The sequence below is a fragment of the Streptomyces sp. 135 genome, from assembly GCF_020026305.1.
Classification (GTDB): Bacteria; Actinomycetota; Actinomycetes; order Streptomycetales; family Streptomycetaceae; genus Streptomyces.
Genome location: NZ_CP075691.1, coordinates 2666290 through 2689230, shown reverse-complemented (window position 1 = coordinate 2689230; position 22941 = coordinate 2666290). Strand labels below are relative to the sequence as shown.

At 72.8% G+C, this 22941-nt stretch carries 15 protein-coding genes and 3 pseudogenes; 9 read left to right on the top strand and 9 right to left on the bottom strand.

What is annotated here, in order from left to right:
• Nucleotides 1-147: 147 nt before the first annotated feature.
• The 3 genes from KKZ08_RS12110 to KKZ08_RS12100 form a co-directional block, all read right to left on the bottom strand.
• Nucleotides 148-696 (bottom strand): transposase, encoded by a 549-nt coding sequence (locus KKZ08_RS12110; RefSeq protein WP_263303401.1) that lies wholly within the window; start codon nt 694-696, stop codon nt 148-150.
• A 577-nt stretch (nt 697-1273) separates the two neighbouring features.
• Entirely contained in the window at nt 1274-1372 is a 99-nt protein-coding gene (locus KKZ08_RS38960) for a TetR family transcriptional regulator (protein ID WP_346657873.1), read from the bottom strand.
• Between the two features lie 129 nt (nt 1373-1501).
• Nucleotides 1502-2839, bottom strand: coding sequence for a low temperature requirement protein A (locus tag KKZ08_RS12100; protein ID WP_223774459.1), 1338 nt, complete (start codon nt 2837-2839; stop codon nt 1502-1504).
• Nucleotides 2840-3029: 190 nt separating this feature from the next.
• Between KKZ08_RS12100 and KKZ08_RS38625 the strand changes: the two are divergent.
• Both KKZ08_RS38625 and KKZ08_RS12090 read left to right on the top strand, forming a co-directional pair.
• Nucleotides 3030-3775, top strand: a pseudogene (locus KKZ08_RS38625) (IS5 family transposase); the annotation flags it as partial.
• 256 nt (nt 3776-4031) lie between these two features.
• The gene (locus KKZ08_RS12090) at nt 4032-4403 is read left to right on the top strand and encodes a hypothetical protein (RefSeq protein ID WP_223779374.1); all 372 of its coding nucleotides are present in this window, start codon (nt 4032-4034) and stop codon (nt 4401-4403) included.
• Between the two features lie 545 nt (nt 4404-4948).
• On the opposite strand, the gene KKZ08_RS12085 is transcribed toward KKZ08_RS12090, so the two are convergent.
• Entirely contained in the window at nt 4949-6034 is a 1086-nt protein-coding gene (locus tag KKZ08_RS12085) for a YihY/virulence factor BrkB family protein (protein ID WP_223774458.1), read from the bottom strand.
• A 168-nt stretch (nt 6035-6202) separates the two neighbouring features.
• Between KKZ08_RS12085 and KKZ08_RS12080 the strand changes: the two genes are divergently transcribed.
• From KKZ08_RS12080 to KKZ08_RS12070, 3 genes are all read left to right on the top strand, one after another.
• A complete protein-coding gene (locus tag KKZ08_RS12080) occupies nt 6203-6601 on the top strand; it encodes a helix-turn-helix transcriptional regulator (protein ID WP_223774457.1) in 399 nt (132 codons plus the stop codon).
• A 35-nt stretch (nt 6602-6636) separates the two neighbouring features.
• Nucleotides 6637-7446 (top strand): molybdate ABC transporter substrate-binding protein, encoded by an 810-nt coding sequence (gene modA / locus KKZ08_RS12075; protein WP_223774456.1) that lies wholly within the window; start codon nt 6637-6639, stop codon nt 7444-7446.
• A gap of 164 nt (nt 7447-7610) precedes the next feature.
• Nucleotides 7611-9563 carry an ABC transporter permease gene (locus KKZ08_RS12070; protein ID WP_223774455.1) on the top strand — a complete coding sequence of 651 codons (1953 nt, stop codon included), beginning with the start codon at nt 7611-7613 and terminating at the stop codon, nt 9561-9563.
• A 21-nt stretch (nt 9564-9584) separates the two neighbouring features.
• Here KKZ08_RS12070 and KKZ08_RS12065 read toward each other — a convergent pair whose 3' ends face one another.
• From KKZ08_RS12065 to KKZ08_RS12055, 3 genes and pseudogenes are all read right to left on the bottom strand, one after another.
• A complete protein-coding gene (locus KKZ08_RS12065) occupies nt 9585-11240 on the bottom strand; it encodes a GAF domain-containing protein (RefSeq protein ID WP_223779017.1) in 1656 nt (551 codons plus the stop codon).
• A 44-nt stretch (nt 11241-11284) separates the two neighbouring features.
• A pseudogene (locus KKZ08_RS12060) lies at nt 11285-12155 on the bottom strand (rod shape-determining protein).
• A 531-nt stretch (nt 12156-12686) separates the two neighbouring features.
• On the bottom strand, nt 12687-13289 hold the full coding sequence (locus KKZ08_RS12055) for an ABATE domain-containing protein (protein WP_223774454.1): 603 nt from the start codon (nt 13287-13289) through the stop codon (nt 12687-12689).
• Nucleotides 13290-13371: 82 nt separating this feature from the next.
• On the opposite strand from KKZ08_RS12055, the gene KKZ08_RS12050 reads away from it, so the two are divergent.
• The 4 genes from KKZ08_RS12050 to KKZ08_RS12035 all read left to right on the top strand — a co-directional run bounded on the left by KKZ08_RS12050 (nt 13372) and on the right by KKZ08_RS12035 (nt 20901).
• Nucleotides 13372-14166 (top strand): MBL fold metallo-hydrolase, encoded by a 795-nt coding sequence (locus KKZ08_RS12050; RefSeq protein ID WP_223774453.1) that lies wholly within the window; start codon nt 13372-13374, stop codon nt 14164-14166.
• Between the two features lie 129 nt (nt 14167-14295).
• Complete coding sequence (locus KKZ08_RS12045) at nt 14296-15381, top strand: LLM class flavin-dependent oxidoreductase (RefSeq protein ID WP_223774452.1); 1086 nt, start codon at nt 14296-14298, stop codon at nt 15379-15381.
• 410 nt (nt 15382-15791) lie between these two features.
• The gene (locus KKZ08_RS12040; RefSeq protein ID WP_223774451.1) at nt 15792-17111 is read left to right on the top strand and encodes an MFS transporter; all 1320 of its coding nucleotides are present in this window, start codon (nt 15792-15794) and stop codon (nt 17109-17111) included.
• Nucleotides 17112-17226: 115 nt separating this feature from the next.
• A complete protein-coding gene (locus KKZ08_RS12035) occupies nt 17227-20901 on the top strand; it encodes a S8 family serine peptidase (protein WP_223774450.1) in 3675 nt (1224 codons plus the stop codon).
• 12 nt (nt 20902-20913) lie between these two features.
• Here the strand turns inward: KKZ08_RS12035 and KKZ08_RS12030 are convergent, their stop codons facing one another.
• Together KKZ08_RS12030 and KKZ08_RS12025 are read right to left on the bottom strand one after the other, a co-directional pair.
• Nucleotides 20914-22395 (bottom strand): acyl-CoA synthetase, encoded by a 1482-nt coding sequence (locus tag KKZ08_RS12030; protein WP_223774449.1) that lies wholly within the window; start codon nt 22393-22395, stop codon nt 20914-20916.
• 232 nt (nt 22396-22627) lie between these two features.
• Nucleotides 22628-22867 (bottom strand): annotated as a pseudogene (locus tag KKZ08_RS12025) (epoxide hydrolase N-terminal domain-containing protein); the annotation flags it as partial.
• Between the last annotated feature and the right edge of the window lie 74 nt (nt 22868-22941).

The window sequence follows — 22941 nt, the reverse complement described above, 5'->3', positions numbered from 1 at the left end:
AAGGCCGTCATCTGCCTCACCTGCCACAAGACACGCCTACCGCCCCAGCCGAGCAGAAGCGGTCCGCCGTCTGAACTGCAATGAAGCACCCCGGGCGGGACAAAACGCTCTTTTAGTGGTCAGCTCCGGAAGTCCTTCGGGGGTTGATCAGGCCGCCAGGGCGACGGAGGATTCTTCTCGTCGGTCGGTGAGTGTGTGTCGGTCGAGCCGGGCCAGCAGATCGTCCAGGTCGGAGGTGGTGAACTTCCACTGGAACGGCTGTGCCGTGGCGTTGTAGCGGTGTTCGAAGGCTCGGAGCCGGTCCCGGACCTGGGTCAGGTCCGTGAAGTCGTTGGGTTGGGCGATCTTGCGCTGGACGATCGAGAAGAAGATCTCGATCTGGTTTGTCCAGGAGGCGTGTACAGGGGTGTGGACCATGACCGCGTTCGGAAACGCTGTGGTCAGACGGTCGATGGCCTTCTGCCCTCGGTGGGAGGAGCCGTTGTCGACGATCCAGAAGACGCGTTTCGCGCTCGCGTAGGGCTCGGTGGTCATGACCTGGGTGACCAGGGCCATGAAGGGAACGATGCCGGTCTTCGGCTCGCAGCGGCCGAAGACCTTCGCGCGGTGTACGTCGTAGACGGCCATGTAAGCCAGCGCGCCGCCGCGGCCGTACTCATGGTTGACGCGCATCGCCCGGGCCCGGCCCGGGGCCAGGGTCGGATGACAACGGCAGCGGGCCTGGACGGAGGTCTTCTCGTCGCTGGAGACGACGTACTCGTCCCGGCCCAGCGAGACACCCTCGAACCTGCGGGCGTACAGATCCAGGACACGCTGGGCCTTGGCGCGGAAGTCCGGGTCGCGGATGAAAGATCCAGGACCGGTACTGCCAGGGTTTGAGCGCGTCCTCGCGAAGCCAGCGACGCACCGTGGACGCGGAGACGGTCCCGGTGATCCCGCGCACGGTCAGCTCGGCGGCCAGCTCCGGGCAGGACCAGCGCGACAGCGGTACGCCGGTCTCGGCAGGTAACTGGCAGCCCCAGGCGACCTGCTCGCGCGGGGCGCCGCTGAGGGTGGGCAGCAGGAGGCGTTCGAGCAGGTGAGGTAGTTCGTGCCGCTGGGGCGTGCGACCAGGGCGGAGCGGGCGAGCTGCGGGTGCTTGAAGAGCAGACGGGTGTAGGAGGTGAGGTTCGCGACGAGGTCCTCGCGCCAGGCCGGTCTCGGATCGGTCGGCGGGCAGCTCCAACTCGCCAGGAGTGCGTCCAGGACGGCGCGTGCGGCTCGGGTTGGCAACCTAGACGTAGAGCGAGGCCGGGCCGGTGTCCAGCTCCTGGGCCAGGCGCCGCATGGTCACTTTCCCCAGCCCCTCGGACCGCATGACCCGCACCGCCACATCGACGATCCTCCGCCGCGTCAGGGTCGCGTCGCGGGTCGTTCACGCCGGCTGATCGGTTCTTGCTTCGCAGTCACACCTCGATCGTGACGAACGCGTTCCTCCTCCAGGGAGGTACGGAATCACACTTCACCCCGAAAACCCCGCCGAGCCGGCGCCCCGAGCGGGCTCTTTCGTCGCGGTAGTACCGGGCTGGTACGCCCGCCAGGCCACCGGCCAGGCAAGGGCGAGCACCGCCAGTGCCACCGACACCACAGTGCCGAACCCCTCGGGGACCCACGTCCCCGGGGCCGCCGCCAGGACGCCCACGACCACCAGCGCCGGCCCGACTGCCCCCAAGGCCCAGCCCACGCCCCAACCGGACACCAGCGCGCACACTAGCGTCATGGCAAGGCTCAGCGCCAGCACGCCAGCCAGCAGCAGCCGGCCGGGCTGCGGCATCGCGTCACCGGCCTGCTCCACCGCTCGGCCCAGCGCCGCCGATAGCGCCGCCACCGCCCCGGCGAACAAGCAGTGCAGCAGCAGCACCAGCCGCACCGGCAACGCTCGCGGCGCCAGCAGCGGCAACCCGTACGCACCGGTGCGCAACGCCAGCGACCAGACGAGCACCAGGACCACGAACACCCCGATACCGACCGCACGCATCGCGCCGCCCCACGGCTCCTCGCTCGCCGCGGACGCCGACTGCACCAGCCCCTCACCCAGCACGATCAGCACGAAGAGCCCCAGCCGCTCCGACAGGTGCTCGGTGTCGGCAGCCACGACCTGCGGCTTCCTCCGCAACCTGCTCCGCACACGGTCGACCCGCGCATGGGCCTCCTCAGGCGGCAGGGCAACGCTGCGCCGTTCCTCGCGCCGCAGCCAGTGCTCCGCCCGCTCCTCCGCGTGCGCCCACTTCTGGTCGACCTCCGCCTGGAGCGCCTCACGGCTGACGCGCACCATGACTGCTATGTCGATCAGTAGCCCCGCCGCCCACAGCCACAAGCGGGCTTCCCCGTGCGCCCACAATGACACCACCCACGGCGTGAGACCGGCCCCCAGCTGGATGATCGGCAGATCCGCAACTACCTGCCTGCGTCCGCTCCACACCCGAGACGCGATAAGCCGCACCACGATGTAGCCGAGGGCGAAGGCGCGTGCCTTCCCGTCGGAATCATGAACTCCCGGCACGGCAGCCGCCATCACCGCCATCCCGAACATCGCCGCGACGACCGTCACGACGCGCGTCCCCTCCCCCGCCACGTTCCCGTACATGGTCGGCATCACCCAGGCAAACCAGAAGGCGAGGAACAGCACCGCGTACTGGCCCAGCGACGTCCAGCTCGGCCCCGTGTGCAGCAGATGCGCCAGTTGCCCCACCCCCGCGACCACGATCAGGTCGAAGAACAACTCCAGCCACGAGGCATGCCGCTCACCTCCCTCCGACTCGGAACCAGAGCCGGAAGAGCCACTCATCGAAGTAGACATAACGGAATTATGTCCACCCCCCTGCCCGTTCGCGGCGCAGTGCATGCCGTAGTCGAGCCGTCCACTTCCACCCGTCATGGACACGGACCTCGAACTGGCTCGCCGACTGCCACCGACGCACAACTGATCGCTTCAAAACGAGACCGGCCGGGGCTCGGCTGCCGAGGCCCTGAGCGACAGAGTTCTACAGGTGACGGGCGATCCTGTGCCTGACGACCTGTGGGACCGGCTAGCGCTACTGCCTCCCCGCGCTCCTCGGCGGTATCGCCATCCGGGCCGACTGCCGATGGACGACCGGACCGCACTGCGCGGGATCGTGTACACAACGGCGTGAGCTGGCGGGACGTTCCTGCCGAGCGGGTCGGTTGCAGCGGCGTCACGGCCTGACGGCGACTGCGGGACTGGACCGAGGCAGGCGTGTCGCGTCTGCGCGAGGGGCTGCTCGCCGAGTTCCGAGCGAGCAGCCCGCTGGAGATGGACGACGCAGCCGCCGATAGTTCGCACCTCCGCGCGCTCAAGGGGGCGTACGCCGGGTCCTCGCCGGTCGACCGGCGTCGGCCGGGCAGCAAGCACCACCTGGCCGTTGACCGGCACGGCACCCCGCTCGCCGTCACACTGACTGGCGGCAATCGCCACGATGTCACTCAGCTCCTGCCGTTGCTGGACGCGATCCCACCGATCCGGGCCTGCGTGGCAGACCTCGCCGACGGCCCCGCCAGCTCTAAAGCCGACCGCGGCTACGACTACGACAAGTACCGCCGCGTCCCCCGTCACCGCAGCATGACCCTGAGGATCGCTCGCCGCGGAGTCGCCCACGGCTCCGGACGCGGGAGGACCCGCTGGATAGTCGAGCGGACCTTCCCCGAGCTGCACCAGTTCAACTGCCTGCGGATCCGCTACGAGATACGCGCTGACCTCCACCTCGGCCTGCGCCGGTCAGTCTCTGTAGGCAGACGCCGCGAACCTCACGGCCCACAACGGCCGCTTGTTCTCGCGCATCACCCGGCTAGAACGGCGCCTGTCCGAAGCCCTCGGGCAGGCCGCTCGGCATGCGTGCGGGCTCCGTTGCCCCGCCGACGTCGAAACACACCCCCGTCGGACCGGGGAGCTGGGCAGGCATGGGAGACGAGGTCTCGCCATGGGCATCACAAATCTTCGTCAGCGCCCTTGACGCTTGATCCACTCTTCGCCCATGCGCCGTACCAACATCCGGAAGCCACTTCTCACCGGAGCCGCCACCGTCATCGTCGCGCTTGGCGGCTCCCTGCTGATGGCGCCGAGCGCATCCGCTACCGGCTCGTCCGCGTGCACGAAGAACATCGCGGACCAGACCTGGAATGTCACCAACTCGTTCAGGTCCGTCATACAGAACGGCCCGGGCTACAGCTACGCGAACAAGGAGGAGCTCTGGGCGGGCGCGCCCTTCCGCGTTTACTGCAAGACGAAGAAGTCCGGAATCACCTGGTACTACGGCAAGCACCTCAACGGCGGCATCAAGGGCTGGCTGGACTACCGTGCGGTTCGACTTCGGCCGACCGCACAGGGCCGGCAGCGTGACTGCTGAAATACCGCAAGGCGGCGGACCTTGTGCTCGGACACGGTGCGCGAGGTCTCCTGCACGTCATCGCCGCCGATCGTCGCCGCCCCATTTGGAGCGAGTTCGAGTTTTCGAGCCGGTATCCCATCCAGCAGTCGCGGGGCACCGCCGCTTCGCTACGGACCGTAGTTGACGAGAAGGCAGGGCCATACTGCCGGAGGCTCACAGGAGTCGTCACAGTCCAGAAGCAGACCGTCGGCCCAGGACGCCGGGTTACGCACCCCTTGGGGGTGCGGTGGCCGACGACTGCGGCGAAGAAGCCGTGCGGCGAACGCCTCACCAGGGTCGATCGAGCCGGATCGAAGAGGATGCAGCCGGATGGAAACGGATGGTTATGTCCGCTCCTTCGGCATCACCGCAGGTGAGACGCGTCACTTGAATGGGTTCGAGTCCCACCCGCCCCACACAGGGTTCTCCCAGCAGAACCGTTTCTACCCGTGAAGACGGTGGAACAGGGGCCGCCGCGCTGACGCGCCGGCCCCTTTAGCGCGTCCGGACCAAGGCGTGCCGCGTCAGGGTGCCGGGTCGGGGCGGGAGTCGCGGCGGCGGGGCCAGGTGCGGGTGTCGCGGGGTTCCACGTACGGCTCCTCCTCGGCGGGCATGCCGCCGCTGATCGCGCGCTGGCGGGCCAGTTCGGCGTCGAATTCCAGGCCGAGCAGGATGGCGAGGTTCGACAGCCACAGCCAGACCAGGAAGATGACGACACCGGCCAGGGCGCCGTACGTCTTGTTGTACGAGGCGAAATTCGCGACGTAGAGCGCGAAGCCGCCGGAGGCCAGCAACCACAGGAGTACGGCGAGCACGCTGCCGGGGCTCAGCCAGCGGAAGCCGGGGCCGCGGACGTTGGGGGCACGCCAGAACAGCAGGGCGATCATCATGATGACGATGATCAGCAGCACCGGCCACTTCGCGATGGACCAGGCGGTGACCGCCGCGTCGCCCACGCCGACGGCGTCACCCGCGCGCTCGGCGAGCGGTCCCGTGAAGACCACGAGCAGCGCGCTGATGGCGAGCAGGATCATCAGGGCCACGGTCAGCGCGATCCGCAGCGGTGTCAGCTTCCACACCGGGCGGCCCTCGGGCAGGTCGTAGACGGCGTTGGAGGCGCGGATGAAGGCCCCCACGTAACCGGACGCGGACCACATGGCGAGGACCAGGCCCGCGATCGCCACCACGCCGCTGGTGCCGCCGCTGCCCTCCAACTGGCGTACGGCGTCGCTCAACAGGTCGCGCACCGGGCCCGGGGCCAGCTTGTCCAGGTTGTTCAGCACGGAGTCGGTGGCCTTCTTCCCGATCACGCCGAGGACCGAGACCAGGACGAGCAGCGCGGGGAAGAGCGACAGGACGCCGTAGTAGGTCAGGGCGGCGGCCCGGTCCGGCAGGTCGTCGTCCATGAACTCCTGGCCGGTGCGGCGCAGCACCGACCACCAGGAGCGGGCGGGCAGGTCGGTGGGTTCGTCGGGGGCCGCCTCCTCCACCTCGGGGGCCGGGCCGTGCTCGCTCCTGGGGGCGTGGGACCTGTCGTGGTGGTCGTCGTGGTCGTGCTCGTGCTCGCGCTCGTGTTCGTTGTCGCGCTTGTGCTTGCCGAAGAGTGCCATGCGGGGCGAGTTGGCCGACTGGGCCGAGGTATGCCTGGCGGTCCGCAGTGCCTGGCTCCGTGGAGCGCGGCCGGCCCTTTGGGGCTTCCTCCAGGGGCGGGCGCAGCTGCCATGGAGAATCCGATCAAATATTTCAGATGCGAGCCGATCGGGCCTATCTTGTCGCACATGCAGTCCTACACGATCGGGCAGGCCGCGCGTCTGCTCGGGGTCAGTCCCGACACCGCCCGCCGCTGGGCGGACGCCGGCCGGGTCGCCACGCACCGCGACGAAGGCGGGCGGCGGCTCATCGACGGCCGTGACCTGGCCGCCTTCTCCATCGAGGTCGCGCAGGGCGGTGGCGCGGCCGAGGACGACGTCCCGTACACCTCCGCCCGCAACGCCTTCCCCGGCATCGTCACCGCCGTGAAGCTCGGTGACGTCGCCGCCCAGGTGGAGATCCAGGCGGGCCCGCACCGCCTGGTCTCCCTGCTGACCCGTGAGGCGGTGGAGGAACTCGGCCTGGAGGTCGGGGTACAGGCCACCGCCCGGGTCAAGTCCACCAGCGTGCACATCGACCGTGTCTGAGCCGATCGACCGTGCCTGAGCCAGGAGCCCCAGCCATGTCCCCGTGCCACCCGAAGTTCCCCGCCGTCCGCCGTGCCGCCGCCGCTGCCGCGACCGTCGCGCTGCTCGTTCCGCTCGCCGCCGCCTGCGGTGATGACGACGACAGTGCGGGCAAGAAGGGCGGGGGGGCCGACGGCGAGCACGTCCGTCTCACCGTCCTCGCCGCCTCCTCCCTCACCGATGTCTTCGCCACCGCCGAGAAGGCGTACGAGAAGGAGCACCCGGGCACGGACCTCACCATCTCCGCGGCCGGTTCGCAGGAGCTCGCCGCGCAGGTCAAGCAGGGCTCGCCCGCCGATGTGCTGGTCACGGCCGACACCAAGACCATGGACGGGCTCAAGGCGGAGACCGGCGCGCCCACCGTGATCGCCAAGAACCGGCTCGTGATCGCCACGCGTGAGGGCAACCCGGACCGGATCAAGGGGCTGAAGGACCTCGCGGACCGCGGGCTTAAGGTCGTACTCGCGGACGACACCGTGCCGGTCGGGCGCTACAGCAAGGAGGTCCTTGACCGGCAGGGCGTCGAGGTGAAGCCCGTGTCGAAGGAGGCCAACGTCCGCTCCGTGCAGAGCAAGGTCGAACTCGGCGAGGCCGACGCCGGGATCGTCTACCGGACGGACGCGGCCACCGCGCCCGGCAAGATCGACGCCGTCGAGATCCCGGACGCGCAGAACGCCGTGGCGTCCTACCCCGCCGCGACCCTCAAGAGCTCCGAGAACGACGCTGCCGCCGCCGCGTTCGTGAAGTGGCTCAGCGGCCCCGAGGCACAGAAGATCCTGCGGGACGCGGGCTTCCAGAAGCCGTAGCGGGGCCTCCGCTTCCGGTAGACCGGCTTCCGGAGGCCCGTTTCCGGTCCACCGGCTTGGCGGGCCTTCGCTGCCGGTACCTCGACTTCCGGGTGCCCGACGCCTCCCCGCAGCGGGCGCCCGGTCGTACGTTTCGCGTCAGACCACCGATCCCAGGACCGCCGATGAGCCGCCTCCGTCCCCGCGCGCCGGGGCGTCCCCGGACGCCCCTCGCCCTCGCGCTGCCCGCGCTCGTGGCGGTCGCGTTCCTGTTGATGCCGCTCATCGGCATCCTCGTCCGCACCGAGTGGGGCGAGCTGGCCGGCCACCTCTCCGCGCCCGGCGTCACCGAGGCCCTGAAGCTGTCGATGCTGGTGTCCTTCTGGGCGCTCGGGTTCTCCCTGCTGCTCGGGGTGCCGCTGGCCTGGCTGCTCGCGCGCGTGGACTTCCCCGGGAAGGCCTTCGTACGGTCCCTCGTGCTGCTCCCGATGGTGCTGCCACCGACCGTCGGCGGCGTCGCGCTGCTGCTCGGCTTCGGGCGGCGCGGGCTGCTCGGGCCGTGGCTGGAGAACACGTTCGGGATCGTGCTGCCGTTCCACACCTCCGGCGCGGTGGTCGCGGCGACGTTCGTGTCGATGCCGTTCCTCGTGATCAGCCTGGAGGGCGCGCTCGGCGGGCTGCGGCCCGGCTTCGAGGAGACGGCGGCCTCCCTGGGGGCCTCTCCCGTACGGGTGTTCTTCACCGTCACGCTGCCGATGGTCGCCCCCGGGCTGGTCGCCGGGGCCGCGCTGACCTGGGCGCGGGCGCTCGGCGAGTTCGGCGCGACCATCACCTTCGCGGGCAACCTCCCCGGCACCACGCAGACCCTGCCGCTCCAGGTGTACCTGCTGCTCCAGGACTCCCCGGAGGCCGCGACCTCCCTGTCGCTGCTGCTGCTCGCCATCGCCATGGCCGTGCTGATCGGGCTGCGGGGGCGATGGTCGGCCGGAGCGACCATGAGGACCGCCGATCCGGCCGCCGCACCGGCCGCCGCACCGGGGAACGACCCGGTGGCGGAGGACGGGCCCGAGCCGCTCGTCGAAGCCGCGGGACCGCAGGAGAAATGGGGTCTGCACGCCGACGTCACCGGCGCCAACCAGCAGACCCTCGACGCGGAACCCGGCACCACCATCGCCGTCGTCGGGCCCAACGGCGCGGGCAAGACCACCCTGCTGCGCGCCCTCCTCGGCCTGACGCCCCGCGCCCACGCCCGGCTGCGGCTCGGCGAGCGCGACGTCACCGCGCTGCCGCCGCACCGCCGGGGAGTCGCCTGGGTGCCCCAGGAAGGCGCGCTCTTCCCGCATCTGAGCGCGCTCGGCAACACCGCCTACGGGCTGCGCGCACAGGGCGTGCGGCGCGCGCGGGCCCGCCATGAGGCGCAGGCCTGGCTGGACCGGCTCGGCGTCGGCCACCTCGCGCACCGCAGGCCCGCGCAGCTGTCCGGCGGGCAGGCCCAGCGGGTCGCCCTCGCGCGGGCGCTCGCCGCCCGGCCCCGGCTGCTGCTCCTGGACGAACCGCTCGCCGCCCTCGACCAGACCACCCGCGCCCACGTCCGGCACACCCTGCGGCGTCACCTCGACGGCTTCGGCGGGGTCTGCCTCGTCGTCACACACGACCCCGTCGAGGCGGTGTCGCTGGCCGACCGGGTCCTCGTACTCGACGACGGGCGTACGTTGCAGGACGCGCCGCCCGCCGAAGTCACCCGGCACCCGCGCTCGCCCTGGGTGGCGCGGATGCTCGGCCGCAACGCCTGGCCGTGCACGGCCGCCGCGGACGGCACGCTCGTGCTGGCGGGGGAGGGGCGGCTGGTCGTCGCCGACCCGCCGGCCGAGGGCACGCGGGCGCTCGCCGTCATCGCGCCGGAGGCCGTCTCCGTGCACCGCGGCCGGCCCGAGGGGAGCCCGCGCAACGTATGGCGCGGGACGGTGCGGGAGATCACGGCCGCCGGGAGCAGGCTGCGGGTCCTGATCGTCTCGGGGCAGGCGCCCGACCTGGTCGCCGAGATCACCCCGCAGGCGGCGGCCGAACTGGGGCTCGTGGACGGCGCCGAGGTGTGGACCAGCGTGAAGGCCACGGAGGTGACGGTGGTCGCGCTCTGACCCGCCGCGCCGCCGGGCCCTCTACAGCGGTGCCTGCCAGGTGACCGTCGTGCCCGCCTCCACGCCGTCCGTGGCCCCGTCGTCGTACACCGTCAGACGTACGCCTTCGCGGCCGTCGGGGAGCGTGGCCCGCGCGTCGACCGCCACGTCGACCCGGGTGACGCCGGTACGGCGCGACACGGCGGCCAGGGCCCGGCGCAGGGCGGCGAGGAGATGGCTCCCCGCCGGGTCCGCGATCCGGGTGTCGACCGCGCCGGCGAAGTGCACCGAGGGCTGGACGCCGAGGAGCGCGGCGGCGCCCGCCGTCTCGCGCAGGACCTTGCCGCGGAAGGTGGTCGGGGCGTCGGCGGGCGGCTGCTGGAGGGCGAAGATGGCCGTGCGGACCTCCTGGATGGTGGACTCCAGCTCGTCGACGGCCTGGTCGAGGGTGGACTCGACCTTCGTCGACCGGGCCTTGCGGCGGGTCGACTCCAGCATCATCCCGGTCGCGAAGAGGCGCTGGACGACGAGGTCGTGCAGGTCGCGGGCGATGCGGTCGCGGTCCTCGAAGACCGCGAGGCGCTCCCTGCTCTGCTGGGCGTCGGCGAGGACCAGCGCGAGGGCGGCCTGCGAGGCGAACTGGGTGGCGAGCAGCCGCTCGGCGGCGGTGTAGGCGGGGGCGCCCCGTCTGCGGGGCAGCGCGAGCGTCCCGATGAGCCGGCCGCCGGCCTGGAGCGGCAGCATCATGCTGGGGCCGAAACGGACGCGTACGTGGGTCGTCATCCGGGGGTCGGTCGCGGAGTCCTCGATGAACACCGGTTCGCCGCCGAGCAGTTGGGTGAGGACCGCGCTGCCGGGTTCGATGGTGGTGCCGATGAGGTCGTCGTAGGTGGGTGGTGAGGGCGTGGGGCCGGGGCTTGGGCCTGGGCTGGGGGGTTCTGTGCCGGGGGAGGTGTCGGTGTCGGGCGGCGGGGTCTTCTCCGTCGGGTCTGCCCGGTTCGCCCGGTTCGCCCGGTTCACCTGGTCCGCCTGGTCCGTCCGGTCCGTCCGGGGCGTCGTGGTCGCCGTGGCGGGCCCGGTGTCCGGGGGGCGGTCGCCCGCCGAGGCGCCCCAGCCGTGGGGTTCGCCGTCCGTGGAGGCGGCGACGATCCGCATGCCGCCCGCCTCCGTGGGCTGCAGGATCACGCCCGCCGCCGCGCCCGCGAGGATCCGTGCCCGGTCCGCGACCGTCATCAGCGCGTCGGCCGCCGCCTCGCCGGTGAGCAGGGCCGTGGTGACCGCCGCCGCGCCCTCGATCCAGCGCTCCCGCTGCCGGGCCGCCTCGAACAGGCGGGCGTTGCCGATCGCGATGCCCGCCTGGCTCGCCAGGACCTTCAGGAGCTGCCGGTCCTCGTCGGTGAACGGCCCCCGCGTCTTCTTCGCGAGCAGGAGGTCGCCGAACGCCTCGTCCTGGACGGGGATCGGTACGCGGATGACGTCACCGCCCGCCTCCTCGGCGGGGCCTTCGTGGGCGGACACTCCGCCGGCGCCGGCACCGGCACCGCCGACGTCGAGTGTGCCGTACTCCGCCCCGGTCAGCCGGGCCGCGCTGTCCACGATGTGCTGGAGCGTGGCGTGCAGGCCGAGATCCGTGCCGACGCTGAGGACGGCCTCCAGCAGTGGCATCGGCGGCAGCGGCGCCTCCGCTCCGTCGGGCATCTCGGTCACGCGCTCCGTGTCGCCGGCTCGGGGCAGCGCGCCGGTCAGGCGGACAGCGGGTCCAGGACCAGCGGCTGGGTCTTGCCCTCCAGCATGGCACCGAGGCCCAGCACGGCGCACACATCGGGCCGTTCCGCGATTTGTACGGGCATTCCGGTCGCGTCCCGCAGCATCTGGTCGAGCCCGGGGAGCCGCGCGCTGCCGCCGACCATCATGATCCCGCGGTCCGCGAGGTCGGCGACCAGGTCCGGCGGGCAGACCCGCAGCACCTTGCCGATGCCGTCGAGCACGGCGGTGAGCGGGGTGTGGATCGCGTCGCGGACGGCGGCGGTGTCGACGTGGACCGAGCGGGCGAGGCCCGTCGCGACGTCCCTGCCGTGGATCTCCGTGGACTCCGGGCCGTGCGGGGTGAGGCCGTTGCCGCTCAGGGCGAGCTGGAGGGGGCGTACGGACTGGGAGGGCAGCATCAGTTCGTGCTGGTGGCGCAGGTGCTGGACGATCGCGTGGTCGATGGCCTCGCCGCCCACGGGGATCCGTTCGGCCGTCACGATCGAACCCATGGAGAGGACCGCGACCTGGGTGGTGGCGGCGCCGCAGACCAGGATCATCGTCGCCTCGGGGCGCTGCGCACGGCGAGCCCGAGCCGAGGTGGCGCAGCATCCGCTGGGCCATCTCGATGTCGACGACGGTGCCGCCGGAGACGGGGCGGACCACGCGGATGTATCCCGGTGTGCGGCCCGTCATCTGCTCGGCGAACTGGCCGACCGCGATGAGCGCGCCCGTGCGGGTGTTCACGGCGGCGGCGCTCGGCTCGTCGACGACGAGGCCCGCGCCCTTCACGAACACCCGGGTCCGCGCGGCCCCCAGGTCGACGGCGATGTGGCAGCGGCGCAACTGCTCCAGACTGACGGTCATGGCAGGTCCTCCCGAGAGCGCAGACCATACGGACCGACGGTCTGCGGCCCTGTCTCGCATCGTGCGGCGCGCGCGGGGGCCGCGCGCGGCGGGCTGAGCCGGGTGGGGCGCGGCCGTACGGGTGGTGTTGGTCGGGGTGGGGGTTGAGTGGTGCGTCCGCCGACCGCCGGGGGGTGCGGTGCGGTTCCCGTCCCGGGCGGTGCGGTGTTCCGTCGGCCTGGGTGGTGTGGTGCCCCGTCCCGGGCGGTGCGGTGTTCCGTCGGCCTGGGTGGTGTGGTGCCCCGTCCCGGGCGGTGCGGTGTTCCGTCAGCCTGGGTGGTGCGTCCGCCGACCGCCGGGGGATGCGGTGCGTCCGCCGTCCCGGGTGGTCCGGGCTTCCGATGGCGGGAGAGCTCGGGCGACGCCGCCGGTGCCCGTCCCTCACGGTGCGCGGGCAGGGCCGCGAGGGCGCGCTGACCGGGCTGCGGGACGCCGCGCTGCCCAAGGAGAAGTCGATTTCGCGTGTCGTGCCGAGCCGGCGATGCGGCGTCGTCAGTCCGTCGCGGTACGGCGGGCGTAGGCGCGGGCGGCACGGGCGCGGTCGCCGCAGCGGGTGGAGCACCACTGGCGGCGGCCGTGCTTGAGCAGGAAGCGGTTGCAGGGCGGGGAGGCGCAGGCGGTCAGGCGGGCGGCGTCGGGGGAGGTGAGCAGGTCGGCGGTGTCGGCGGCGATGAGCGCCAGGGCGTGCTCGACGATCGCGGTGGTGGGGTGGGGTGCGGCGCGGTAGGGGCCGGTCTTCTCGTCCCACAGCAGCAGGGATGCGGTGGGGACCCGGGTCATCGCGTCGTTGATCGCCCTGACGGCGGCGGGCAGGGCGGGCAGGCCGGCGGCCCGGGAGGCCATCAGTGACCTGACCTGTTCGCGCAGCGAGCGCAGTTGCGTCGCGCACACCTCCGCCAGACCGGCGTCGGCGGGGGCGAGCTCGCGCCGCGCCAGCCACTGCTCGGCCCGCGCCGGGCTGCTCAGGAGGTCGGCCGTGTGGCCGCCGGGCAGGGCGACGGCGCTGTTGGCCAGGGCCAGGGCGGGGTGCTCCGCCTCGCCCGGCGCCGAGGGCAGGGCTGCTTCTTCCATCACGAACTCTTCCACCCTCCTCATGGTACGGGTTGCTTTCATCCGTGAGACATGCCTACAGTCGACTCACGGTTAACAAGCATCCTATCCGTGAGGAAATCCTTTCGTGTCTTCTCCGACCCCGCAGACCAGCCCGTTCCCCGTCCGGGTCTTCGGTGGCCCGACGGCTCTGTTCGAGTACGGCGGCCTGCGCTTTCTCACCGACCCGACCTTCGACGGCCCCGGCGACCACCAGGCACCGGCCGTCGTGCTGACCAAGACGGCGGCGCCCGACGGCAGCCCGGCCGATCTCGGCCGTGTCGACGTGGTCCTGCTCTCGCACGACGAGCACGCCGACAACCTCGACACCTCGGGCCGGGCCCTGCTCGCCGATGTCCCCCTGACGCTCACCACGCCCGGCGGCGGGGAGCGTCTCGGGGAGGCGGCCACCGGCCTCGCCGACTGGCAGTCGGTCGAGCTGGAGCGCCGGGACGGCGGGCCGGGCACGGTCACGGTGACCGGCGTGCCCGCCATCCACGGCCCCGGCCCGCGCGAGGAGGTCGAGCCGATCTGCGGCGAGGTCGTCGGGTTCGTCCTGACCGGCGAGGGCCTGCCCACCGTCTACGTCAGCGGCGACAACGCCTCGCTCGACGCGGTCAGGGAGATCGCCGAGCGCTTCGCCCCGGTGGACACGGCCCTCCTCTTCGCCGGAGCGCCCCGCTTCCCCGATGTCTTCGACGGCAAGGTGATCGTCCTGGACAGCGCCCAGGCCGCCCAGGCCGCGAAGATCCTCGGTGCCGGCCGCGTGGTCCCCGTCCACTACGACAGCTGGGCCCACTTCACCGAGGGCCGCGACGAGCTCGTCGCCGCCTTCGTCGCCGCCGGTCTCACCGACCGCGTCGACTTCGGCGTCCGTGGCTGACCCCACGCACACCGGGCCCGCACACCGGACATAGCCGGGTGCCGGCCGACAGAGACCCGCCGCGACTGTCGGCCGGCGCCCGGCCCCCGCCCCACCCTTGCCTCCGCACCACCGAAGGACCGCACCACCATGACCGACCCGATCCGCGGCACCCGCCACGGCTCCGCCCCCGCCGCCCTGTCCGTACTGGACTCCGCCATGACCGGCACCGGCCAGACCGCCGCGCAGGCGCTGGCCGGCAGCATCGAACTCGCCCGGCTCGCCGACCGGCGCGGCTTCACCCGCTACTGGATGAACGAGCACCACGCCATGCCCGGCGTCTCCACCTCCAGCCCGCCCGTCCTGCTGGCCCGGCTCACCGCGGAGACCAGCAGACTGCGGCTCGGCGCGGGCGGGATCATGCTGCCCAACCATCCGCCACTGGTCGTCGCCGAACAGTTCGGCATGCTGGGCGCCCTCGCCCCCGGCCGCATCGACCTGGGCCTGGGCCGCGCCCCGGGCACCGATCACGCCACGGCCGCCGCCCTGCGCCGCGGCGCGGGCAGCGACGAGGACTTCCCCCAGCAGGTAAGCGAGCTGCTGCACTTCCTCGGCGACGACTTCCCGGCCGAGCACCCCTACGCCGACCGCGTATACGCCGTGCCAGGACCGGCCCAGGACCGGCTCAACGGCGTCACCCCGCCCACCGGCCGCCTGCCGGTATGGCTGCTCGGCTCGTCCGGCTACTCGGCGCGGCTCGCCGCCCGGCTCGGCCTGCCGTTCGCCTTCGCCGCGCACTTCAATCCGCGCGACGTCGTGGCCGCCCTGCGCCTGTACCGCGAGCAATTCACTCCGTCTCAGGCCCTGGCCGAGCCGTACGCGCTGGTCAGCTTCACCGTCGCGGCATCCGACGACGAGCGCGAGGCCCGCCGCCAGGCCGGCACCCTCGCGCACGCCATGCTCCGCATGTTCCAGCGCAAGTCCTACCTGCTGCCGTCTCCCGAGCAAGTGGACGCCTACACCTACGACGCCCAGGAACGCCAGGCCGTCGACAGCTGGCTGACCCACATCCCGCACGGCACCCCCGAGCAGGTCACCGCCCACCTGAACCAGGTCCAGCGGGACTCCGGCGCCGACGAACTCATGATCGGCAGCGTCGGCCACTCCGTCCAGGCCCGGCTGCGCTCCACCGAACTGATCGCCGACGCCTACGGCATGCCGGACAGCCCGCACTGACGCGGGCCGGGCGGACCCCCGCCCGGCGACGCCCCCCACCCTTCACCGCCAAGAACCCCTGCTTCCCGAGGAGTCCCGCCTCTACAAGGCCGCCTGCTCCGGGCTGCGGAAGGCCTTCCTCGACCTGCTGCCGCAGCACGCGTTCGCCGGGAGCCCTGCGCCCGGTCCTCACCGCGCTCGGCACCCAGGCCTGTCAGGGCCGATTCGTCCTGGACCGGCACATCACGCCCATCCCGGACGGCGCGATGACCCTCGACCACGACGACGAGCGGCAACTCGGTCGCCCCATCGACCAGTTCGCCCGAGCTCCTCCGACTCGCCCACACCCGGCCGCCGCCTGACGACAACCGGCCCGCCCCGTCCGGTAAACCGCCACACCGATCTCCCGGCAACCCGAAAGTACGGACCCCATGGGCCGCCTGCCCCTCACTCCCACCCGCACCCCGCCCACCACCGCTCCCGACCCCGCCATGTCCGCGGTGCAGAAGCGCACCCTGACCGTGCTGCTCGCCTCCCAGGTCCTCAGCGGTGTCGGCCTCGCCGCCGGTGTCACCGTCGCCGGACTGCTGGCCGGGCAGATGCTCCACAACACCTCGCTGTCCGGACTGCCCATCGCCCTGCTCACCGCGGGCTCCGCCGTCGCCGCCGTCGTCATCGGACGCGTCTCCCAGCGTCACGGCCGCCGTCCCGGACTGGCCGCCGGATATCTCACCGGCGCCCTCGGCGGTGCCGGTGTCGTCGTGGCGGCCGCGCTCGGCAGCCCCGCTCTGCTGTTCGTCTCCCTGTTCCTCTACGGCGCCGGCACCACGTCCAACCTCCAGGCCCGGTACGCGGGAGCCGACCTCGCCGCACCCCACCAGCGCGCCCGCGCCACCTCCACCGTCATCGTCGCCACCACCGCCGGCGGCGTCGCCGGACCTCTGCTCGCCACCCCCGCCGGACACCTCGCGACCGCGCTCCACCCGCCCGAGCTGACCGGCCTGTTCCTGTTCTCCACAGTCGCGTTCACGCTGGCCGCCCTCACCCTCCTCATATGGCTGCGCCCCGACCCGCTGCTGCTCGCCCGCACCCTGCCCGCCGACTCCGCCGAGGGCGCGCCCGCGGATTCCCCCGCCCGCCCCGGCCCCGGCCTGCTCGTCGGCGTCGTGGTCCTGGTCCTCAGTCAGCTCGTCATGGTCGCCGTGATGACCATGACCCCCATCCACATGCACGCCCACGGCTTCGGCACCGCCGCCTCCGGGCTGGTCATCGCCCTGCACACGGGTTCCATGTACCTGCCGTCACCGCTGGCAGGCCGCCTTGTCGACCGCTTCGGCACCACCACGATGAGCGTGGTCACCGCCGGCACGCTGCTCACCGCGGGAGGAGTCGCCGCCCTCGCGCCCGGCCACTCCTTCACCCTGATCACCCTCGGCCTCGTCCTGCTCGGTGTCGGCTGGAGCTTCGGCCTGGTCACCGGCACCGCGATCGTCACCGACAGCACGCCCCTGGCCACCCGCGCCAAGGTCCAGGGGCTCGTCGACGTCGCCATCGCTGTCGCGGGCGCCATCGGCGGCCTGACCTCCGGCATCGTCGTGGCCTTCGCCGGCTACCCGGTCCTCGCCATGCTGTGCGGCGTCCTCGCCCTCGCGGCCGCGCCCGCGGCCATCGTCGCCGCCCGCAAGAGCTCCACCCACGCCCCCGGCACACCCGCCGCGACGACGCGGCGGCCCCCCGTACCTGGCGGGTAGTCACCTGGCGGCTTTCCGCCACCGCTTATCAACTCCCGTTCCCCGCAAGGCCCCTGACACTCTTCGCAGCACTCGGGCACCACCCCCGCCCGGGTCCGACGAAGAGAGGCAGCCCATGACCAGAGCCCCCGCGCGGCGCAGAGCCGGGGTCGCGGTTGTCGTCGGTCTCGTGTTCGCCCTGCTTCCCGCCGGGCCGAGCGCCACCGCCGACGACGCCCCCGAGGCAGCGACCCCCGGCCCCCGCGACGCCGCCGCCCGCACCGTCACCCTCATCACCGGCGACAAGGTCACCGTCACCCCGCTCCCCGGCGGCAGACGGACCGTCACCGTCGACCGCCCCGCGGGGGCGAGCGGCGCCGTGCGGACGCAGGTGGCGGGCGGTCGCGTGATCGTCGTACCGGATGAGGCGCGGCCGTATCTGCGCTCGGGGGTGCTGGACGAGCGGCTGTTCGACGTGAGTGAGCTGATCCGGCAGGGATACGCCGACCGCGCCGGAGCACGGCTTCCGCTCATCGTCACGTATGAGAAGAACACCCGGGGCGCCGCCCGCCAAGTGCCGCGCGGGGCCCGGAAGGTGCGGTCCCTGCCGAGCGTCGCCGGGGTCGCCGTGACCGCCGAGCGGCCCGCCGCCCTGTGGCGTTCCGTGCGCGACGAGGCGTCCGGCATCGAGAAGGTCTGGCTCGACGGCCGTGTCGAGGCGGACATGGCGCGGAGCAACGAACAGATAGGCGCGCCCAAGGCGTGGGAGGCCGGGCTCACGGGGAAGGGCGTGAAGGTCGCCGTCCTCGACACCGGCGTCGACGCGGGGCACCCGGATCTCGACGGCCGTATCACCGAGAGCAGGAGCTTCGTCCCCGGCGAGGAGGTCGCCGACCGCAACGGCCACGGCACCCACGTGGCGTCCGCCGTCGGCGGCAGCGGCGCCGCCTCCGAGGGAGGCAAGGAGAAGGGGGTCGCGCCCGGCGCCTCCCTGGCCGTCGGCAAGGTGCTCAGCGACGAGGGCTTCGGCAGTGAGTCGGAGATCATCGCGGGCATGGAGTGGGCCGCCGAGGACGTCGGCGCCAAGGTGGTGTCCATGAGCCTCGGTTCGCAGGAGCCCAGCGACGGCACCGACCCGATGGCCGCCGCCGTGAACGCCCTCTCCGAGGAGACCGGCGCCCTCTTCGTCGTCGCGGCCGGGAACACCGGAACGCCCTCCTCCATCGGCTCGCCCGGCGCCGCCGACTCCGCCCTGACCATCGGCGCCGTCGACTCCGCCGACCGGGCCGCGTACTTCACGAGCCGGGGGCCGCGCGCGGGCGACCACGCGCTGAAGCCCGACCTGTCGGCGCCGGGCGTCGACGTCCTCGCGGCCCGCTCCCGGCTCACCGCGGGCGAGGGCCCCTACACGGAGATGAGCGGTACGTCGATGGCGACCCCGCACGTCGCGGGCGTGGCCGCGCTGCTCGCCGAGCGGCACCCCGACTGGAGCGGCGCCCGGCTCAAGGACGCCCTGATGTCCAGCTCCGAGCGACTCGACGCCTCCGCGTACACATTGGGGGCCGGACGGGTCAGCGTGCCCGACGCCGTCGACGCCCGGATCACCGCGACCGGCAGCGTCGACCTCGGCTTCTACGGCTGGCCGTACGAGGACAACCGGCCGGTGGTGAGGGAGATCGTCTACGCCAACTCGTCCGGCCAGTCCGTCACGTTGAGCCTGGCCGTGCGGGGCGCCGCCGACGGGGCCGCCGAACTCGCCGACACCACCCTCACCGTCCCGGCCCACGGCACCGCCTCGACCACCGTCACCGGCGACGGGGCGAAGGCACCCGTCGGGAACACCAGCGGCCACGTCGTCGCGAGCGCCGGCGGCGAACAGGTCGCGCGGACCGCGTTCGGCCTGGTCAAGGAGGAGGAGCGGTACACGCTCACCGTGCGCGTCAAGGACCGTGACGGCGCCCCCGCCCCGGCCGACCTCGTGGTGCAGCGGCTCGCCGAGGGCGTCGACCCGTTCCCGGCCGCCGTGGGTGACTCCGGCACCCTGAAGCTGCGCCTGGCGCCGGGAACGTACGCCGTGTCGTCCTTCCTCGACGTGCGCGGCGCCCGGGGCGCGGACTCGCTCGGCCTCGGCTTCCTCGCCGACCCGCAGATCACCCTCGACCGGGACCGCGCGGTCACCCTCGACGGGCGGAAGCTGCGCGAGATCAGCGCCGAGGTCGGCCGGCGCACCGAGACCCGGCAGCTGCTGATGGAGTACGACAGGAAGGCCGGCGGCGCCGAACTCCAGGGCGCCGTCCAGGTGCCCGTGAAGTACGACGGCGTCTTCGCCGCCCCCACCGCCGAGGTCACCGACGGCACCTTCGAGTACCGCACGGTGTGGCGCCTCGGCAAGCCTCTCGTGGCCGTCAAGGGCCTGCGCGAGGCCGTCGCCCAGCCCGGTGGGACCATCGCCGAGGGGCGCCACAAGTGGGCGCTGGTGGACGCGGGCGACGGGACCCCGCAGGCGTACGCGGGCAAGGACGTGCGGGGCAAGGCCGTCGTCGTACGCCGCACTGACGCGGTGACCCCGGAGCGGCTCGGGCGGGCGGCGCAGGACGCGGGCGCCGCGGCGCTGTTCGTGACGGACGACCGGCCCGGCCGTCTGAACGCCTGGTTCGGCACGGACGACAACGCCGACCGGCCCCTCCAGATCACCACGGTCGACGCCGCCGACGGCGCCCGGCTCATCGCGGCGGCCAAGGCAACCAACGGGGGTGGGAGGGTCGAGAGCGTCGGGACCGTCGATACGCCGTACGTCTACGACCTCTCCGAGGGCCATGAGAAGGCCGTGCCGAAGAACCTGACCTTCCGGCCCGGCAAGCGTGAACTCGCCGTCCTGGAAACGAAGTACCACGCGGTGAAGCCCGCCCGGGGCGGCGAGTTCCGGTACTCGATCACCGACACCTTCCCGGTCGGCATCGGCTTCCAGGAGAAGGTCGCCCTGCCGGCCGAGCGGACGGAGTACGTGTCCACCGGCCGGGGACAGCTGTGGCACGAGTCCGTCTCCACGGGCCCCGGCGCCCTGGAGGAGCGCAGCGGCCTCGTCACCTACAAGGGAGGCACGCGGACCGGCCTGGACTGGTTCAAGCCCGTCCTGCACCCCTGGCTCGGCACCGGCCTCGGCTGGGGCCAGACCCGCCGGGGCGACAGCCTGGAGTTCGACGTGCCCGGCTGGGGCGACTCCGGCCCCGACCACACCGGCTTCGGCGACGTGTGGAACGAGGAGTCGATGACGCAGGTCAGCGAGGTCTTCGTGGACGGTGTCAGCGCCGACCGGCGCAAGAGCTCCGCCGTGTACGTGTGGGACGCGGACCCCGCCGAACGCGACTACAAGGTCGTCACCGACACGACCCTCGACCCGGCGCGGTGGCGGCTCGCCACTAACGGCCACGCCGAGTGGACCTTCAGGTCGAAGCGGACCCCTGCGGACCGGAAGGCCCGCCTGCCGCTGCTCAACCTCGGCTTCGACGTCGACACGTCCCTCTCGGGCGACGTGCGCGGCGGGCGGACCGTGCCCGTCGGCATCTTCTCCGAGTACGTCGCGGGGGCCGCGGACACCGGGAGCATCGGCGGCGGCGAGCTGTCGGTGTCGTACGACGAGGGCAGGACCTGGCGGGCCGTCGCCCTGGACAGGGACGGCGAGAAGGCTGCCTGGACGGGACGGTTGAAGGTGCCGGCCGCTGCCGACTCGGTGTCGCTGCGGGCCTCGGCCCGCGACGACCGGGGCGGGTCCGTGACGCAGGAGATCATCCGGGCGGTGGGGGTGAGGTGACCCGACCCCTGTTCAGGCCTTGCCTCCTCCGTTCCCGAGGGCGCGTTTCATGATCTTGCCCATGTCGTTGCGGGGCAGCGCCTGGAGGTAGTGGACGACCCGCGGCCGCTTGTGCGGGGCGAGCGAGGACGCGACGTGGGCCGCCAGCTCCTCGGCCGGGGGCGGCGCGCCGGCGTCGGCGGGCACCACCCACGCCACGATCCGCTCGCCAAGGTCGGGGTCCGGCTCGCCGGTGACCGCGGCCTCCCGCACCCCGGCATGGGCGAGGAGGGCGTTCTCGATCTCACCGGCGCCGATCTTGTAGCCGCCGCTCTTGATGAGGTCGGTGGCCTTGCGGCCGACGATCCGTACGTAGCCGTCGGGGTCGCGCACCGCCATGTCGCCCGTGCGGAACCAGCCGCCCGGCGCGAAGGCCGCGGCAGTCGCGTCGGGGCGGTTCAGATACTCGGTGAAGAGGTTCGGGCCGCGCACCTGGATCTCCCCGACCGCCTCCGGACCGTCCGCCGGGAGCGGCTCGCCCGCCTCGTCGACCAGGCGCAGGTCGACCCCCGGCAGCGGCACCCCGACCGCGCCCGCGCGCGGCTCGCCGTCCGCGCGGACGCTGGTGTTCATGAGGGTCTCCGTCATGCCGTACCGCTCGATGACGCGGCGCCCCGTGGCCGACGCGATCCGCTCGTGGTCGTGCACCGGCAGCGCGGCCGAGCCGGACACCAGCAGCCGCGCCCCTGCCAGCGCCTTCGCCAACTCCGGCTCATCGGGCAGGGCTTCGGCGATCCGGTGGTACATCGTCGGCACCCCGAACAGCATGGTCGCCCCGGCGCCCAGCTCGCGCGCCACGCCCTCGGTGCCGAACCGGCCGAGGTGGCGCACGCTGCCGCCGTGCCGCAGCGGGCCCAGCGTGCCGAGGATCAGGCCGTGCACGTGGAACAGCGGCAGGGCGTGGACGAGTACGTCGTCACCGGTCCACTGCCAGGCGTCCGCGAGGGCGTCCAGCGTGGCGGCGATCGCGCGGCGCGGCAGGACGGCGCCCTTGGGCGGGCCCGTGGTGCCGGAGGTGTAGACGATCAGGGCGGGGGCCTCGGGGTCGTCCGGCTCCGGGAACGCGGTTTCCGGGCGAGCCCCGGAGTCTCGTACGTCCATGTCGACGTCGAGCCGCGTCACATCGGCCAGTGCCTGCGGCAGTACGACGCCCGGCTCGGCCAGCAGCAGAGACGGCGCGCTGTCCGCCACGATGTGCGCCAGCTCGCTGCCGCCGGACTTGGGGTTGAGCGGCACCGCGGGCACGCCCGCCCGCAGCGCGGCGACCACGGCGACGGCGGTCTCCAGGGAGGGCGTGGCCCAGACGGCGACGCGGCCCGCTCCGCGCAGGCGGCTCGCCAACGCCCCGCTGACGGCCGCCAGTTCGGCATGGCTCAGCGTGCGGTCGCCGAACCGCAGGGCCTCGTCGGCGGCTCGCGCGTGCGGGGCGGACAAGGTCGGGAAGAGGGGATCCACGTCGCGTACTCCTCGAAGTCTGCTCGGCCGATGCGGGCACACGCAGTCTCACACAGGGTGACGCCGTCCCTCCCGGGGAGCGGCCGTCTCAGCGGTAGTCGGCGAAGAACTCCCTGATCTCCGTGGGCATCAGGTCCGGCGCCTCCAGGGCGGCGAAGTGGCCGCCCCGGTCGTGGTCCCGCCGGCGCACCACGTTGTTGATCTCCTCCTCGTCGCGGCGCAACGCGACGGCGGACCGGACGTGCAGGAAGTGGATGTGCTGCCCGTCGATCTCGGTGGTGAACTGCGGGTGCGCGTTCAGCCGCGCCTCCCGGGCCCGCCAGTCGTAGCCGTGCGCCCAGTGATCTGCCAGCTCCTTGAGGTACGCGACCGGGGTGCCGCGGCTCCAGCCCTGGCCGGGGGCCTCGTTGGGCCAGCAGGTGCGGCCGAGGCGGTCGCGGAGGTCGTCGGGGTCGGCCTGGGGGACGGCGATCTCGAAGGCGTCCTCGGAAGTGCCCGGGAAAGTGCCCTGGGAAGTGCCCGGAAAGTGCGCTGGGGAGTGCCCTG

What these genes read in the sequence shown, in the direction of transcription:
- KKZ08_RS12045 (WP_223774452.1), top strand. Translation starts at nt 14,296, where the DNA reads ATGACCGACCCGATCCGCGGCACCCGCCACGGCTCCGCCCCCGCCGCC.
- KKZ08_RS12055 (WP_223774454.1), bottom strand. Translation starts at nt 13,289, where the DNA reads ATGAGGAGGGTGGAAGAGTTCGTGATGGAAGAAGCAGCCCTGCCCTCG.
- KKZ08_RS12035 (WP_223774450.1), top strand. Translation starts at nt 17,227, where the DNA reads ATGACCAGAGCCCCCGCGCGGCGCAGAGCCGGGGTCGCGGTTGTCGTC.
- KKZ08_RS12040 (WP_223774451.1), top strand. Translation starts at nt 15,792, where the DNA reads ATGGGCCGCCTGCCCCTCACTCCCACCCGCACCCCGCCCACCACCGCT.
- KKZ08_RS12080 (WP_223774457.1), top strand. Translation starts at nt 6,203, where the DNA reads ATGCAGTCCTACACGATCGGGCAGGCCGCGCGTCTGCTCGGGGTCAGT.
- modA (WP_223774456.1), top strand. Translation starts at nt 6,637, where the DNA reads ATGTCCCCGTGCCACCCGAAGTTCCCCGCCGTCCGCCGTGCCGCCGCC.
- KKZ08_RS12100 (WP_223774459.1), bottom strand. Translation starts at nt 2,839, where the DNA reads ATGTCTACTTCGATGAGTGGCTCTTCCGGCTCTGGTTCCGAGTCGGAG.
- KKZ08_RS12070 (WP_223774455.1), top strand. Translation starts at nt 7,611, where the DNA reads ATGAGCCGCCTCCGTCCCCGCGCGCCGGGGCGTCCCCGGACGCCCCTC.
- KKZ08_RS12065 (WP_223779017.1), bottom strand. Translation starts at nt 11,240, where the DNA reads ATGCCCGACGGAGCGGAGGCGCCGCTGCCGCCGATGCCACTGCTGGAG.
- KKZ08_RS12090 (WP_223779374.1), top strand. Translation starts at nt 4,032, where the DNA reads ATGCGCCGTACCAACATCCGGAAGCCACTTCTCACCGGAGCCGCCACC.
- KKZ08_RS12085 (WP_223774458.1), bottom strand. Translation starts at nt 6,034, where the DNA reads ATGGCACTCTTCGGCAAGCACAAGCGCGACAACGAACACGAGCGCGAG.